This window comes from Bacillus taeanensis, assembly GCF_003318295.1.
Lineage (GTDB): Bacteria > Bacillota > Bacilli > Bacillales > UBA6769 > Maribacillus > Maribacillus taeanensis.
In genome coordinates, this window is record NZ_QOCW01000042.1 from 1 (window position 1) to 14,855 (window position 14,855).

The following is a 14,855-nucleotide window of genomic DNA, read 5'->3' on the forward strand; positions in this document are numbered from 1 at the left end:
AAGCAATAAGACTTCTAACTGTTGGAACAACAGGGATAGCCTAATCAATAACTGACCGATAGGTTGGTGTTCTTAGGAATCCCCTTCTTCAAACAAACCGTAAGGTTGTTAAGTAGGGGTAGTTCAAGTTCATTATGATGAAACCGGGATGTTTCGCAACCGCTCAGATTTTTCTCTGCCAAAACAAAAAGTAGTGATTGCGATTCGAGGCGGAGCGGTCCAGGTAGAATCTGCGCCAGAGGGTGTAGAAGTCGAAATTATTGATTATGACAATCAAGGGGTCAGACCCCGCAAAAAGACATTTACCCTGTTTTGTCCATATGAGGAGGACAAAAAATGCTGTTTGGATCGGAAATTAGAAATATAGAAGGCCTCATTTGTCTAAGTTTCATTAGGCAAATGAGGCTTCTTTTTATATGTGCATTAAGGGGTCTGACCCCGCGCGTGGACATTTGGCTGGTTTTGTCCAAATGGAGAGGACATTGCACTTTGTCATCACAATGAAATGAAACTGTAAACTTAGTCTCTTCAAAAAATGTTACCCGTTTTCGAATGCTGTGTATATAAATAATAAAGTAAAAGATTATAAAAGTACCGCATATACAGAAAAATGATGGAAAGGTGTGCAGCGTGATGAAGGCAGCAGAAGAAGAGGCGGCAGGAAATTCTCTGGCAAAAGATTTGCAGAAGTTGATTCAAAGAGTGGATAACGGCGAAATGGACTGTGCAAAATCATGTATTGAAGAATTAAAACATATTTTGAAAGGTGTTTTTTGATAGGGGTCTGACCCCGCAAAAAGACATTTACCCCTAAAAGTCCACGTGAGAAGGATATGAAGAAGGAACAGCTTTCTTTCATTAATGAAAGAGAGCTGTTCCTTCTTTAGTTGAGGCGGTTTCATTGGTTAGGTTGACGAGCTTCTTGTTATTTTTTGTTTTGATCGGCAAAAACAGCCATCGCATCGCGCATGAAGAGGGAGAGGCCTTCTCCGTATTTGTCGATGTTTTTTGTGAAGCGTTCGTCGTCCACATACATTTGACCGAGCCCTTTAAAGGTATCAAGTGAGTAAGTGCCAAAGTTATTGTTTAAGAAATCATACCACTCTTTAATGGCTGCTTGTGCGTCAGTGGATGCTGGTGAAGTGTTTCGAAGCGAGGCAAGGTTTGTATAGATCGCATCCCATCTTTTAGCGACCGCTTTTTGTGCTTCTTTTGATAGCTTCCCAACTTTCGCATTTGCTTCGTCAACCGCTTGATCTCCCCACCGTTTTCGCGCTTCTTGTTCATATGGATTATCACTAAAATCAAAGCCTTCAAATTTTTCTTTGTTTGTCATACTAATTTCTCCTTTCTCATATTGAATCGTTTTATCGATTAAGGCAATCATTTTATCGAGTCGACTGCGTTTTTCGAGAAGCATGTTTCGCTGCAGCAGGAATGCCTCGTATCGATCAAAGGAAGGACTATCGATAATTTCTTTTATTTGCTTTAATGAAAAGCCGAGTTCTTTAAAAAATAAAATTTGCTGTAATGTTTCAAGGTTGCGATCTGAGTAAAGGCGATAACCAGATTCAGTTAGATGATCAGGAGTTAGTAAGCCGATTTTATCGTAATGGTGAAGTGTGCGCACACTAATGCCGACTAAAGCAGCTGCTTCTTTTACTTTCATCGTGTCAGCCTCCCTTCAATCCTTACTATAAAGTATCACCTAACGTGAGGGTCAATACAAAAATCTAAAGAAGTCGCAAAAAGGCACTTATCCTCTTTTGTGCATATCAGAAAGATAAAAGGTTCAAAAAAGCTTCCCCCATTTTTCTCTTCCTCATCTATATATAAGGCGAAGGAGGTGATAGAAATGGCAACACAAAACATTCAAGATTCATAGCTTCGCCTTGTGCTTGAAACAGGTGTCGATGGGGAAGGGAAGCCGATTTTTAAAAACAAGAGCTTCAATAATGTAAAAACAGCGGCAACAGCGGATCAGCTTTATGCAACAGCGAACGCGTTACTTTCCCTGCAGCAGCATGCCCTTTTTGACATAGAGCGCAATGATTCTTTCACATTAGCACCATAAACAACCTATTAACCTTTTAGAAAGGAGGATTTTCGATGGCGAAAAAGCTTGAACTTCAGTTTGTAAACAGTGAAAACAAAACAGTGACGATTTCACTTGATGATCCAATCGAACCAGTGGATGCGGCGGCCGTTTCAGCAGCAATGGATACGGTCATTACACAAAATGCCTTTACATCAAGCGGCGGGGACTTCATCGCAAAAAAAGGCGCACGTGTTGTAGAACGAAACGTAGCCGATGTAACGTTACCATAAGAAAAAGGGGGCAGGCTGCTCCCTTTTTCACTGCTTTTTTTTGAGCGTCATCAATAGGATTGAGGCCGCGTAAAGATAGAGGGGATGATGCACAGAAAAGAAAGTGCCAAGCTGAGTTTCTAAATATTCACCTGCAGGGAGACTGATGAGGAATGCAAGGACCATTAAATACACTTTTTGAAAAATGGCAGCTGTAAAGGCGAGGCAGGCAGGAAGAAATAAAAAGAAGAGTGACCAAATGTGCTTTAATGCATGAAAGGAAAAGACAGCATTATCATACCTGTTAAAAGGATCAAGCGGCTGAAAAAGATGATAAGCCCACAGGATATAAAGGGCAACCATTGAGCCGAGGATGCCGGTAAACACGGCAAGTTTTTGTGAATGCGCAGCTAATATTTTCATAACTTCACCTCTTTTTATACGTATGGGAGGGAGTGGGCTTGTATGCGATTGTTTAGGGAAGGGGGAAAACAGAATGGAACAGTGGCTTCCTTTAATAAGCGAGGTTGGCTTTCCAATTACGATCGTGCTTTATCTGCTTTACCGGATTGAAGGAAAGCTTGATATGCTGAATCAATCAATAGTAGAGCTTCCAAAGCGGATGAAGGATGAGCCGTATGAACGAACGGTTTATCAAGAAAGAGAAAGGAGTCAAATTTTATGATACTCATTGATCCAGGACACGGAGGGAAAGACCCGGGTGCCGTGGCTTTTGGGGTAAAAGAAAAAGATTGGACACTTGAAGTATCGCTTTATCAATATAAGCGCCTTAAAGCGCTCGGTGTTCCGGTGCTTTTGACGCGCGATAAAGATGTGACGTTAATACCAGCTGAGCGCACCGCCCTTGTAAGAAACAGCGGTGCCGTCTACTGTATCAGCAATCATTTTAATGCAGGCGGGGGTACAGGTTGTGAGGCGATTTACTCGATTTTTTCAAATGATTGTTTGGCGAGGAAAATTGGCGAGGCGCTCGAAGCTTCCGGGATGCCGCTTCGCCGGGTGTTTAACCGAAAAGGAAGCGGCGGCAAAGACTACTATTATATGCACCGTGAGACTGGACATGTAAAAACTGTGATTATTGAGTACGGCTTTTTAGATAGTGAGCATGATTTTAACAAGCTTGATACGATAGAAGAACGAAGACGGTATGCAGAAGCAGTTGTAAAAGTGATGTGCGAGTGGGTAGGGGTGCCGTATCGAGAGGCAGCGGTGCAGAAAGGTGAGGAACCTGAAACGAGCGGCTTGTATAAAGTACAAGTTGGGGCATTTCGTGAGCGTACCCATGCAGAGCGCTTTGCGGCGGAGCTTAAGAAGAAGGGGATTGAGGGGTTTATTGTGAGAGAATAATTAGGGAGTGATAAAAAAACACACTTAGGATAATAGTTAGAATTATCTTAAGTGTGTTTTAATGTGGTGTGAACTTATAGCCAAATCCGCATACTGTCACAATAAATTTAGGTTTTGCAGGATCTTGCTCAATTTTTTTGCGTACATCAATTATTATGAAACGGTTTTCACATAAAAGATATACGTTTTTTTCTTATTGTTCAGAAAATAACTTCTGTAGTCGGGTGAATTCAGTAATGTCTCGGTATCAATAAGCTTCATTTTGTGTTTTTTTGCAAGTTTTTTACATGCCTCTTGAACAGAATTTGCGATAATTACTTCTGTTGGAACTTGATAATCACTCTGCACAGGCTTGTCCTCAATACCTTCTAAGAAAAATTCAACTTTATTCATGTTTTTTCATCCTTTCATTTAATAATATGATAAATTTTCAGACAATAATGAAGAGATCTTAATAAAGAAATGTTCTTTTTAATGGTAGTTTTATTTTCTTATTTAAATTTTTTGTATAAGTAACTATTATAAGGATAAATAGGAAAAAGTAATAATAATTGGAATAATGATAGTATTTTATCATTAAAAAGAGAGTAAAAAAAGTAAATTTCACATAATAAATTTACTTTTTTTTAAAGGGATTTAACCCTGCAAAAAGATATTCATCACCAAAGTACACTCCAGAAAGACAAAAGGTCATCCTGTTTGTATTAGGAGACAATCCTGCGAAATTATAAAACAAGTTGAGATAAGAGAAGAAATGTAATCAGAAGTAAAAAGGCTGATCGCTTTATGTGCGTCAGCCTTCCATTTTTTAGATGTATTATAATTTCTTATTTACTCCACGAAATAAGAGTACGGGTTTCTTCTTGATAGGAAATTGAAATCTTTTCTCCGATTAATTCTTGAAACGATTCTGCTGTACTGTATGGAACTTGAAGGCTAAAGAATGTCCCGTTTCGTTCGAATTCAACGGTATGAGGATCAACGGCTCCAACGACAGTTGCTGTAATGGTCGCGGTTGCTGTTTTTACCTTTAACTGCTGTCCGATATAAATTAAATTGCTTTTTAAACCATTTAGTGCTTTTAATTCCGCAACTGACATGCCGAATTTTTGTGAAATCGACCACAGTGTATCCTTTGAAACAACAGTGTAAGTTGCTTTCGTATTGTTATTTCTTGTTTCCGGTGCAGGCGGCTTTGGGAGATCTGTTCTCACGGGTGCTGGTCTTTCCATTTTTAAAGCAGCAGGAGGTAGATCCTTACCAGGCAGTTCTAATTTTTCGCCGATATAAATCGTGTGAGAAGATAAGCCGTTTGCATTCATAATTTGCTGGACGGTAACATGATGTTTTTGCGCAAGACTCCAAAGTGTATCTCCTTTTTTAACAACATGTATGCTTACATGAGCATCAGCATAGTTAGCGCTAGAAGCTAGAAAGGTACTTATGGCCAGAGCGGCAACGAGGACCGTATGTAAGAATAGGCTTTTTTTTGTTTTGACAAGTTGGCGTTGTTTGTTGCCTTTTCTTTGTTTTTTCAAAGTCATAAATGAACCCCCTCTTAACATGAAAAACCTATTTAAGTCGCTTACATTTCTATACCCGTTTTGATAGTTTGTAAACCCCAAAAAAAGAGGGCTGTTGTGAAAGGCTGAGCAAGGGGTCTGACCCCACAAAAAGACAATCACTCCAAAAAGTCCACGTGGAGAGGACGAAAAAGCATGAGGGAAAATTTCCTCATGCTTTTTTGTTTACTTTTTCTGAATTTTTGTGCCTTTTTTATCGTGCGTTTGCTGCTTTATATAGTCGAGCAGTTCGGTTTCACGCCACCATATTAAAGCATGTTCTTGGGCGTAGGCGGCGGCTTCGGTTTCGTCGCCAAAGCCAACATAGTTAAATGAATCCGCTGGAATTTGTTTTTGTTTTAATAAATACGGGAGAACAAAGGCATTTTGTTTTTGGGCTTCCTTAAGCAGTTTGGAAAGTTTGCTTGTGATGCCGTTTTTCATATAGGAAACGAGAATGCGGTTGTATAAAAAGTGTGCCGTATAGTCATCTTTATATTGAGCGAAAAGCGCTTCTGCTTGGTCAGCTCGTTCTAGTTTTAAGTATGCATGAAGAAGCAGGTAGCGAACGCCTTGGTTATCATTTGGATTTAGTTCGAGCATGTCTTGATAATGCTGTAAGGCTTTTGTAATATCACCGCGATTCCACAGCGCTTGGGCGGCCATTAATTTCGCGCGCATATACGGTCTTGTTTCAATAAGTCCCCAGAAATGACCTTTATTTTCGTTAAAGAACGTTTTCCCTAAGTCTTGTTCACCGGCTTCGACTGCTTTTTCATAGCATTCCAGTGCTTTTGATGGTGAATCTGCATGTTCACCTAGTAAAATGTAGGCATCCGGGCTGTTCGGGTAAAGTTCTAGTGCTTTTTTGGCAAGCTCAACTTGGCTTGTTTCTGGTGCTTCATAGGCTTCATATAATAGTTCTTGTGCTTGGTCCCGCTTTGAGCCTGTCATTTTCATGCTGGTTGGATTGCTTTTCCGCTGATTTAAATAGTTATTTATTTCTTCAACAGAAGCGAAGTCCCTGTTTTCGATTTCTTGTTGAATGGCTCTCATTTCTTGTTCCATGCGAAGTCTTTCAATAGGAACGGGGGAAGGTCGTGTTTCTTCTAGATCTACTTCCCATAATGCTTCATGAAGCTCCAACAGTTCATCTTCTAACACATCTTCTATTTCCCGAAATTTAGTTGACACACTGCTCGCTGAGACACCGTACTGCTTGCCGAGGTCTTTTTGCGAAACAGAACTTTCTCCCAAAGGATTTGTGATTGTATAGAGAAGATATTGTAAGCCGGCAGCATATAGACGCGGATTGCGAATCGTTGGCTTTCGTTTTTCACAATAGCGAAGCCAAAGCATGATCGCCGTTTGTGTAAATTCCTCGCCGAATTGTTCTGTTCGCATTTCTTTTTTTAGAAGTTCAATCACTTCACGGTATGATTCTTTTTCCCATTCGATATTTTCCATCACGAGATGAATGGTACTGCCGATGAGTGCTTCATATAAAACATCTGGAAAGTCCCCAAAAAGCCAAGCTTCTGCCGATGGAATTTCTTCTGATGTTTCAAGGAGCCTCAGTAAATAAGGCTCAATGCTGTCGGCTTCTTCAAGTGGGAAATCAATAAAGGTTGTAAAAAAGGTGGTCTGATCATGAAATGGAACGAGTATTCCTAAAATCATGCTGCCTTCTTTTGGATAATGTTCTTCTTCTAAGATTTTTACGTGTTCCTGCTTCTCTGTAAAAAGATGTTTCATTAAAAACATCCCGTTTCCTTCATCCTTTAAGACGCGAAGTGCTGAAGGGGAAGGCTTTGTCCATGCTTTTAATAGTTCGCGAACTTTTGGCCGTTTAATCGAAGCAGCATGATTTGTAATGTATTCTTCTAAAATGGTCCCGTTATGAAAAGGCAGTGTGGCAATGGCCCAAAGACTGCAGTGAAAAACAAATATTTCGGTTACTTCATCAGGAATGTCGTACTCTTCAAGAAGCTCTTCTGTTAGTTCGGCTAAGTCTTCTTCATAATGATGAAAAGCATAGCCAAGAATATCTGTTTGCAGCACCATAAGTTCATGATCAACAAGTCGATCAATGGAGACGACTTTGCTTTTGGCACAGCACTTTTTATATTTTTTTCCGCTTCCGCATAGACAAGGATCATTTCTGCCTATTTTCGTATTCATGCTTTTCACTCCTATCAAAGGAATATAGTGGTTACCTACTTTAAATCTATCATATTAAGAAGGATTATCGGTAAATAATAGTAGATTTTATTATCATTATTACAGGTTCATAGAAGGTTTATACAAGCGGCTTTTTGTAGGGGTCTGACCCCGCAAAAAGACATTTGCCCTAAAAAGTACACGTGAGAAAGACATATGAAGAGATAGATGACAGGATTTGACTTTTTCTCTTAAAGATAGTATGATAATAAACGTGCTGAGGCATTGGATTTATGAATAACCCTTGTAACGACGATAATTCCATTTAAATATAAAGATTTTCATTGAAAGATTTTACGGTAAATTTTTCTGGCGTTCTGCGAAAACACTGATTATGCCTTATTTGTACCAGACGAGATCGGTACTGGTACTGGCGCGGCCAAGGAGCCGTAAGAGCGGGACAGAGGTAGGGGTTCTGCCATCTAAGGTTTTCCATGAAAAGCGTAGAAATAGTACCGCGGCAAGTTTTTAGTAAAATTAAGCATGAGAATTAATATATGAAGGCGAACTGAGTAAACTCGGTTCGCCTTTTCCAATGTCTTTTTGCGGGGTCAGACCCCGCAAAAAGACATTCAACCAAAAAATCCACATGGAGAGGACAATATAAAGCTAAAATGTCATAAAACTGCTAGAATAACATCGTTTCATAAGGACAATCATTGTTATACTGGTAAGGAATAAACTATAAATAAGAAATAGTGATAAATTTTTTGGTTAGGAGAGGATTTATATATGAAAAATCCGCTTAGTTTGTTTCGCATGATTGGCTTTTCGGAGGGTATTTCGTTTTTGCTGCTGCTTGGAATTGCGATGCCGCTGAAGTATATGTTTGATTATCCGCTTGCGGTAACAGTAGTGGGAGCGATACACGGCGGGCTGTTCGTGCTGTATATTATGGCGATTGTGTATATGAAGTTTGCGTTTCGCTGGTCGATTGTAAAATCGATGCTTGCGGTGATCTCATCAGTGATTCCATTTGGACCGTTTATTTTTGATGCGAAGTTAGTGCGTGAGTAATAAGAAAGAGGAGCCCGGAAAAAGCGGCTCCTCTTTTTGTTTCCATGTATTAATAAAAGCTCTCACCATCATGAGAGCGTGGTTTCTTTCTAATTTACAAGCTGCTTCCGAGTAACGCAATTAAAGCTCCTACAGCGATGGCAATTATTGGAATAGACAGTTTCATTAAAAGCAGTTTGCGCTTTTTCTTTTGCTGAATTTCCTCCGGGGTTAAAAACATATTGTGATATCCTCCTCAATAAGTGACGTATTGACCGTACGGAGGCCGCCGTTAGTCAGTAGCTGGCTGGCATATCGGAAATGCGCCGATGAAGCCCCTCTAGCTTTGCGTCATTGCCTTTCAGCAATTTTGCCCTTAGCGTACGAGACTTTTTTATTATATAAAGAAATATCCTTTTAAACAAAATGAAATATTTGTAATTGTAAATAGGTTAATAGAACTATTAAATAACTTTTAACATGTTTCCTCCAATTTTCTAATGCATTTTTCATCATTATCCTTTCCTCATTTTCTAATATTAACTAAAAACCTTCATATATTTTCTTTTGATAACAAATACTACCTCTAAAACCCTATAAAATGGAGGTATAAAATATGTCTAAATTCCTGTACTTCACAGCAATCCTTTTCATCTTCAGCAATTTAACGATTCACACAACGTTTGCAGCACCAACTGAAGAAGAGATTACCGAACTTCTTACTGAGATGAATTGGACAATGGAAGAATTAGAAGATTATTTAAGCTATTATGAACTTACCACAGCGGATTTTGAAACGATTGAAGATTTAGAGATGATGCTAGGTACACCAATCAATGATGAAAACTTAGCGGAACTGCTTCAGAGCTATAACCTTACCAGGGAAGAATTAGATGTATTGTTAGCAGAATTTGGAGAAAGTACAGCTGATTATCAGTTTATTGAAGATTTAGAAATGGCTGTTGATTTTTATATGAATCATGATGAAGTGATGGAAGAAGCAGAAGCTTTCCTTGCTCAAATTGGCTTAACGGAAGAGGAAGTGGAAAAGTTATTTAACCATCTTATGGCACTTGATGAAACGGTTTTAGAAGCGGAAATGGCAAAAATTGAAGCGCGAATGGAGCCGTTTATGATGATGGAAGATTTAACGCAGTTAACAGAGAAACAGGAAGCAGAGCTAATCAGTATTTGGGAAGCGATGCTTACGGCTTATCATTTGAAAGGAAACTTTTATCTTGTGGATCGTAATGGAACAAAAACAGCGATTTCCTATGCAGACTTAATAAAGCTTGAAACATTAAACGAAAACAGCTTATTTATTGAGTTGTTCGATTTTGAAGGGAATTTGCTGATGGATATGCAGCTGTCCGATGATATGTTTACTTCTGATTTTCTTCTCGATGCTGGAGGGAAGTTAACGGATGTTGGCGATATGGCAGGAGAGCTAACTGATCTTTTACATGACGAAAAGCTTCCAAACACGGCTTCACCATATTGGTTAAATGCCTTGATTGGCTTCCTGCTTCTCATTGCAGGCTGCATGCTGTATCGTTTTTCAAGAAAAACTGAAAAGGTATAAAACTAACATGTGGAAAAGATGGGCAGCAGCTGTCTTCATTGCAGTTGGTGTCGTGATGTTGACCAGTAATGTTTCCTCCTTAATCCTAGGACTATCAGCATCGAGTAAGCCAATCATTCATGAAGACGAATTTGCTGAGAAAGAAAAAGTCAAAGCAGAAGCAAAAGAAAAGCTGTACAGCGATGTTCCGGAAATCGGTGAGGAAATTGGCGTTTTAACGATTCCAAAATTAAATCGCTCGCTCTCCATTTTTCAAGGGACAGATGCAGAAACATTAAAAAAAGGGGTCGGACATTACCCGCGCAGTGTGCTTCCTGGTGAACGTAATAATTCGATTTTATCAGGACACCGTGATACAGCCTTTCGCGGGTTAGGGAATATTGGTATAAATGATGTGCTGATTGTTTCCACAAAAGCTGGTGAGTTTTTGTATAAAGTGAAGAAAGTGCGAATTGTTGATAAAGATGATCAAACAGTCATGGTTCCAAAGCCAAAAAGCACATTAACGATTACAACATGTTATCCATTTCATTTTATTGGAGATGCCGAGCAGCGCTATGTATTAGTTGCAGACCTGCTGAGAACTAAAACGCCTCATAGTTAACAAAAAAAGAACAGGGTCTCCTGTTCTTTTTTTTGTGAGGAGATCGCTGGCACTTAATTTTCATTCTTTTTGTGCGTTCTTTTTACAAATCGGTATGCAACATAAGTAATATAGAGAGGAGCGGCGATATAAATAAGATAAGGAAACTGGCGTCCGTAAGTTCCAGTATAGATCACATATAAAAGACAGCCTAAAAATACTGTCACAATCGTTCCGTATTTCGGGAGGGGAATTTCTTTGAAGCTTGGTAGGCGAATTTTACTAACCATTAAAAAGCATAGCGCTGTGAAGATAACGGTTATAATAATTTGCGGAATTTTATTACCAAATAAGGTAAGCAGCGCTAATATGCCTCCAGCAGCAGTGATTGGGACTCCAATAAAATAATGCTGAGAAGATTTAGGCGAGCTAATATTAAAGCGGGCTAAACGATAAGCACCAAACAAAGGAAATAGTCCGGCAACCACAAATCCTAATAATCCAAATTGAAAGAAATATGTATAGTATATTAAAAAGGAAGGAGCTGCTCCGAACGTAACAATATCTGCGAGTGAATCGAGTTCTTTCCCTAAAGCACTATCCGCATCTAACATTCGAGCGAGCCGGCCATCCATACTATCGAGCATCATGCCAATTAAAATCAAGATGGCTGCATTTTTATGCTGGCCATTAGCCGTAAATCCTATTGCAAGAAAACCACAATAAAGATTTCCAAGTGTAAACATGTTCGGAATACTTTTCGTAAATCGCATGAATCATTATCACCCTCCATAAATGTTAACGTTTATTTGTTGTTATCATCTCTTTCTTTACGATCAGGAAATTTTCCTCTTAAAAAAGCAATAATGATTTAAAAAATATAACAAGAGGCTGTCTCTATAGGGTCTGACCCTGTGCTTTTGAGACAACCTCTTATCAGTAAGTTTATAGCTAGTATACCATTATTCAGTAGGCGAAGTTTTTCGAATCCAGCCTATCGTCCCGCGTACGAACAAGAAAGTCCCTGCTAAAGAAAAAAATGTATAATACCATGTCCATTTTTTATAATCAATTAGATCTGTTTTTCGCTCCACCCAATATTCAATGGCTGTCATCGGGGCACTGTATAAAAAAGCTTGCAAGATCATCCCTAGTGTTTTGGATCGATAGGTTGTTTGGTTGTAATACACACAAAGAAGCGGAAACAGTAAATTATCGTACAATACACTGCTGTGAAAAGCTTTCGGAAACAATCGAATCGGAAACTCAATCCATTTTTTTGCGGCAATAATATTTCCTAAAAAGCCAGAAATCAGTGTTTTTAGTAAAAAAACGATCATCCAATCCTTTCGCGGCTGCCGCTTAAGTGCAAACGGCAGGCATAGTAAGCCCAATATTGATAGTCCATAAAGAATTAGTTTTTCCCTCAAAAAAAGAACCCCCTTTTTAAAACTTTTACAACTTTAGCATTTTCTTTTTAAATTTTTTCATACTTATTACTGCTTTAATTGGCTATATTTTTGCTTTAAAAAATAATTAGCTAAAATAGGAAGGCCGCTCAAATGAGTGACCTTCCTATTTTTTGTTAATTTCTTAGCCGATAATAATTTTCTCTTTCGGATAATGAAACTGTTCCGGTGCTTCGGTGCCGCGGATGAGAAAGAGGAAGGAGAAAATGCCGATTCTTCCAATAAACATGAGCGCAATCATAATGATTTTTCCACTCGTATGAAGCTCTGGAGTAATTCCCATCGATAGCCCAGTTGTTCCGAACGCTGAACACACTTCAAAAATAATTTCCATTAATGTAAACGACGGCTCAAGAAACGTCATCATGGTAACGGCTGTTAAACAAATAAAGATTGCTGTTCCGAAGACGATAAACGATTTTAAAATATCATTGGGATCAATTTCTCTTTTGAAAATTTTAATGGTGTCTTTCCCTTTTCCATAAAAGAAAATGCTTAATACAACAATTGCAAATGTTGTGGTTCGAATGCCGCCGCCGACACTGCTCGGGGAGGCGCCGATAAACATTAACCCGCTGATTGTCATTAAGGTTGGTGCTGAAAATTCGCTCATATTCATGGTCGCTAAGCCGCCGTTTCGCGTTGACACGGATTGAAATAATGAATAAAAAAACGACTCATGCCATGTTTTATCACTAAAAAAATGATTGAATTCAAACAGCCAAATCGCAAGCGTTCCAAATGCAACTAATGAGAAAAACGTTGCGGTTGTAAGTTTTGTAAACAGTGAAAAACGATAAGGTGTTTTTCCTTTGTATGTAAAAAGCTCTTTTACTTCAATGAGAACAGGAAAGCCAATTGCACCGAGTATTAACAGAATAATATTAATAAACTGTACAAAATAGTCATTTGCAAATGGAATAAGTGATGCACCTGTAATATCAAAGCCGGCATTTGTTGTTGCACTAATGGAGGCAAACATTCCCTGCAGAAATGCTTCCTGCCATGAGGGGAAAAACTGCAAAAAGTAAATACCTAGTATAAGAGCACCAACCGCTTCAATCGCAAGAATTAACCCTAAAATTTGCTTCATGAGCTTCACTAATCCTGCAAATGTTGAGCGATTTTGGTCGGTCATAATTAACTGCCGCTCACGCATGCCGATTTTTTTTCCGAACAACAGCCATACAAACGTTCCGAGTGTCATAATGCCGATACCGCCAAACTGCAGAATAAAAATTAAAAAGAAAACCCCAATCGTATTAAACGTATCTGCTGTTGACACAACGGTTAATCCTGTTACACTAATTGCGCTAATTGCTGTAAACAAAGCATCAATAAAACTCCACTCTACACCAGGTTTATGGGCAATGGGCAGCGATAAAAGAATCGTTGCGATAATAGAGGCGCCTAAATAAAGCAAAACAATGAGCTGGACAGTGGAGAGCCGGGACATCCCCTTGTTCTTTTTTTGCTGATTCATGATCATTCATTCCTTTAAATGCGAAAGTAGAGAAGCATAGCTTTAATTTTTACAAATAAAAAGAGGAAATTCAAGTTAATAATTAGCAGCTTGTTCTTCTTACAGCGGGAGAAAGAGCGGTGTGGTATCGATCAGCATTCACCTATTGTTCATTTCTTCCATAAAATAAGGTGATTAACGATGGGGAGGAAAAGGGATGTATCCTTATTATTATCACCATTCTATGCCAAACAGACAGCAGGAAAAGCTAATCCGTGATCTTGAAAAAGCGATTAATGGAGAGTACAATGCGATTTCATGTTATGGGAAATTAGCGGGAATGGCGCCTACTGAAGAAGAAAAAAATCGAATCCGTGAAATTCGCCAAGATGAAAGGAGGCATTTTCAACAGTTTACACAAATTTATAGCAGACTGACAGGCAGACAACCGCAGCCTAAAATTATAGAAACGTGTCCAAACAAGTATAAAAACGGTTTAGAGTTTGCCATACAAGATGAACAAAAAACGGTTGATTTTTATTTAGAGATTGCAGAAGAAGCGCAGGATCCTTTTATAAAAGAAGTGTTTCGCCGCGCTGCAGCGGATGAACAAAATCATGCGGTCTGGTTTTTATATTATTTTACGAAAGCAAGATAATTTTTGAATCATGAAAAAGATGCAGAGAATGAATCTGTATCTTTTTTAACGAAATTCAGCCAGAAGTCCCCTTCCTCAAAAATTCAATGGCATTTTAGGTGGGGGATGAATGGCGTTTTTGTTTTGGTGTTTGAAAATAAAAAATAATCACATCTTCCTATATGCGAACTTTTGTTCTTGGTAGTAAAATAGAAGTACGGAGGTGAAATCCATGTATCGAACGATGAAAGTCCCGTTTTCTGCTTCTTCTACTATTATTCAAAAGTTGTTTGACATCCGCCGGCTTTGTGCCGTTGTTTGGAATGATTGTGTTCAAATCGCTCGTTATTATTACCGGCTCGGTGGTGGATGGATCACCAAGAGCGATCTTCAAAAAGAAATAAAAGGGCTCTATCCTCTTCACAGCCAAACGATTCAAGCTGTCGCTCATAAATTCCTTCAAGCAAGAGAGGGCGCGCAAAAAGCGAGAAAAGCAGGATTCAATGTCCGCTATCCTTGGAAGCATAAATTTGTGTTCAACCCCAAATGGGTCGGAGAATCGTTTACACTTGAAGGGAAGAAAATCACCCTTTCATTAGGAATATGGAATGGCAAACGTCAGCCTAGATTAACACTTAAACTGCCTAAAGTCCCTCCAGGAAATGTGAA

The 14,855-nt window shown here is 38.9% G+C and carries 20 protein-coding genes, 1 pseudogene and 1 riboswitch; of the genes and pseudogenes, 11 read left to right on the forward strand and 10 right to left on the reverse strand.

All coding sequences use genetic code 11. The features are described from left to right. Nucleotides 1-148 precede the first annotated feature (148 nt). Both DS031_RS22825 and DS031_RS23910 read left to right on the forward strand, forming a co-directional pair. Nucleotides 149-367, forward strand: a complete 219-nt coding sequence (locus DS031_RS22825) for a hypothetical protein (protein ID WP_113808474.1) — start codon at nucleotides 149-151, stop codon at nucleotides 365-367. Nucleotides 368-633: 266 nt separating this feature from the next. Beyond that, the gene (locus DS031_RS23910; protein WP_181833296.1) at nucleotides 634-777 is read left to right on the forward strand and encodes a hypothetical protein; all 144 of its coding nucleotides are present in this window, start codon (nucleotides 634-636) and stop codon (nucleotides 775-777) included. A 148-nt stretch (nucleotides 778-925) separates the two neighbouring features. Here the strand turns inward: DS031_RS23910 and DS031_RS22830 are convergent, their stop codons facing one another. Then, the gene (locus DS031_RS22830) at nucleotides 926-1,669 is read right to left on the reverse strand and encodes a MerR family transcriptional regulator (RefSeq protein WP_113808475.1); all 744 of its coding nucleotides are present in this window, start codon (nucleotides 1,667-1,669) and stop codon (nucleotides 926-928) included. A 225-nt stretch (nucleotides 1,670-1,894) separates the two neighbouring features. On the opposite strand from DS031_RS22830, the gene DS031_RS22835 reads away from it, so the two are divergent. Both DS031_RS22835 and DS031_RS22840 read left to right on the forward strand, forming a co-directional pair. Further along, nucleotides 1,895-2,074 (forward strand): DUF1659 domain-containing protein, encoded by a 180-nt coding sequence (locus DS031_RS22835; protein WP_245947628.1) that lies wholly within the window; start codon nucleotides 1,895-1,897, stop codon nucleotides 2,072-2,074. A 35-nt stretch (nucleotides 2,075-2,109) separates the two neighbouring features. Then, entirely contained in the window at nucleotides 2,110-2,328 is a 219-nt protein-coding gene (locus tag DS031_RS22840; RefSeq protein ID WP_113808476.1) for a DUF2922 domain-containing protein, read from the forward strand. A 27-nt stretch (nucleotides 2,329-2,355) separates the two neighbouring features. On the opposite strand, the gene DS031_RS22845 is transcribed toward DS031_RS22840, so the two are convergent. Next, the gene (locus tag DS031_RS22845; protein WP_113808477.1) at nucleotides 2,356-2,730 is read right to left on the reverse strand and encodes a hypothetical protein; all 375 of its coding nucleotides are present in this window, start codon (nucleotides 2,728-2,730) and stop codon (nucleotides 2,356-2,358) included. 73 nt (nucleotides 2,731-2,803) lie between these two features. Between DS031_RS22845 and DS031_RS22850 the strand changes: the two genes are divergently transcribed. Together DS031_RS22850 and DS031_RS22855 are read left to right on the forward strand one after the other, a co-directional pair. Continuing rightward, nucleotides 2,804-2,992, forward strand: a complete 189-nt coding sequence (locus DS031_RS22850) for a YvrJ family protein (protein WP_113808478.1) — start codon at nucleotides 2,804-2,806, stop codon at nucleotides 2,990-2,992. Further along, nucleotides 2,989-3,675 (forward strand): N-acetylmuramoyl-L-alanine amidase, encoded by a 687-nt coding sequence (locus tag DS031_RS22855; RefSeq protein ID WP_113808479.1) that lies wholly within the window; start codon nucleotides 2,989-2,991, stop codon nucleotides 3,673-3,675. Before DS031_RS22850 ends, DS031_RS22855 begins: the two co-directional genes overlap by 4 nt. A 58-nt stretch (nucleotides 3,676-3,733) precedes the next feature. Here the strand turns inward: DS031_RS22855 and DS031_RS24770 are convergent, their stop codons facing one another. The 4 genes from DS031_RS24770 to DS031_RS24365 all read right to left on the reverse strand — a co-directional run bounded on the left by DS031_RS24770 (nucleotide 3,734) and on the right by DS031_RS24365 (nucleotide 7,418). After that, nucleotides 3,734-3,832: a winged helix-turn-helix domain-containing protein gene (locus DS031_RS24770; RefSeq protein ID WP_113808489.1), complete on the reverse strand. Its 99-nt coding sequence runs from the start codon at nucleotides 3,830-3,832 to the stop codon at nucleotides 3,734-3,736. Beyond that, nucleotides 3,829-4,068 carry a hypothetical protein gene (locus tag DS031_RS22865; protein WP_113808480.1) on the reverse strand — a complete coding sequence of 80 codons (240 nt, stop codon included), beginning with the start codon at nucleotides 4,066-4,068 and terminating at the stop codon, nucleotides 3,829-3,831. Before DS031_RS22865 ends, DS031_RS24770 begins: the two co-directional genes overlap by 4 nt. A gap of 434 nt (nucleotides 4,069-4,502) precedes the next feature. Beyond that, entirely contained in the window at nucleotides 4,503-5,219 is a 717-nt protein-coding gene (locus DS031_RS22870) for a LysM peptidoglycan-binding domain-containing protein (RefSeq protein ID WP_181833297.1), read from the reverse strand. 204 nt (nucleotides 5,220-5,423) lie between these two features. Next, a complete protein-coding gene (locus tag DS031_RS24365) occupies nucleotides 5,424-7,418 on the reverse strand; it encodes a tetratricopeptide repeat protein (protein WP_245947629.1) in 1,995 nt (664 codons plus the stop codon). A gap of 771 nt (nucleotides 7,419-8,189) precedes the next feature. Here DS031_RS24365 and DS031_RS22880 point away from each other — a divergent pair. Next, nucleotides 8,190-8,474 (forward strand): DUF3817 domain-containing protein, encoded by a 285-nt coding sequence (locus DS031_RS22880; RefSeq protein WP_113808482.1) that lies wholly within the window; start codon nucleotides 8,190-8,192, stop codon nucleotides 8,472-8,474. Nucleotides 8,475-8,568: 94 nt separating this feature from the next. Here DS031_RS22880 and DS031_RS24535 read toward each other — a convergent pair whose 3' ends face one another. Continuing rightward, a complete protein-coding gene (locus tag DS031_RS24535; RefSeq protein ID WP_281269156.1) occupies nucleotides 8,569-8,694 on the reverse strand; it encodes a hypothetical protein in 126 nt (41 codons plus the stop codon). A gap of 54 nt (nucleotides 8,695-8,748) precedes the next feature. Further along, a riboswitch (cyclic di-GMP riboswitch) is annotated at nucleotides 8,749-8,838 on the reverse strand. 231 nt (nucleotides 8,839-9,069) lie between these two features. Here DS031_RS24535 and DS031_RS22885 point away from each other — a divergent pair. Beyond that, on the forward strand, nucleotides 9,070-10,035 hold the full coding sequence (locus DS031_RS22885; RefSeq protein WP_113808483.1) for a processed acidic surface protein: 966 nt from the start codon (nucleotides 9,070-9,072) through the stop codon (nucleotides 10,033-10,035). A gap of 7 nt (nucleotides 10,036-10,042) precedes the next feature. After that, nucleotides 10,043-10,639, forward strand: coding sequence for a class D sortase (locus DS031_RS22890; RefSeq protein ID WP_113808484.1), 597 nt, complete (start codon nucleotides 10,043-10,045; stop codon nucleotides 10,637-10,639). Nucleotides 10,640-10,692: 53 nt separating this feature from the next. On the opposite strand, the gene pssA is transcribed toward DS031_RS22890, so the two are convergent. From pssA to DS031_RS22905, 3 genes are all read right to left on the reverse strand, one after another. Beyond that, nucleotides 10,693-11,391 (reverse strand): CDP-diacylglycerol--serine O-phosphatidyltransferase, encoded by a 699-nt coding sequence (gene pssA / locus DS031_RS22895; protein WP_113808485.1) that lies wholly within the window; start codon nucleotides 11,389-11,391, stop codon nucleotides 10,693-10,695. Nucleotides 11,392-11,580: 189 nt separating this feature from the next. Then, nucleotides 11,581-12,048, reverse strand: a complete 468-nt coding sequence (locus DS031_RS22900; RefSeq protein ID WP_113808486.1) for a CBO0543 family protein — start codon at nucleotides 12,046-12,048, stop codon at nucleotides 11,581-11,583. A gap of 163 nt (nucleotides 12,049-12,211) precedes the next feature. Beyond that, nucleotides 12,212-13,570, reverse strand: a complete 1,359-nt coding sequence (locus DS031_RS22905; protein WP_425452007.1) for a TrkH family potassium uptake protein — start codon at nucleotides 13,568-13,570, stop codon at nucleotides 12,212-12,214. Between the two features lie 196 nt (nucleotides 13,571-13,766). Here DS031_RS22905 and DS031_RS22910 point away from each other — a divergent pair, with 196 nt between their 5' ends. Next, entirely contained in the window at nucleotides 13,767-14,207 is a 441-nt protein-coding gene (locus DS031_RS22910; RefSeq protein WP_113808488.1) for a ferritin-like domain-containing protein, read from the forward strand. A gap of 211 nt (nucleotides 14,208-14,418) precedes the next feature. Further along, nucleotides 14,419-14,855 (forward strand): annotated as a pseudogene (locus DS031_RS22915) (RNA-guided endonuclease InsQ/TnpB family protein); the annotation flags it as partial.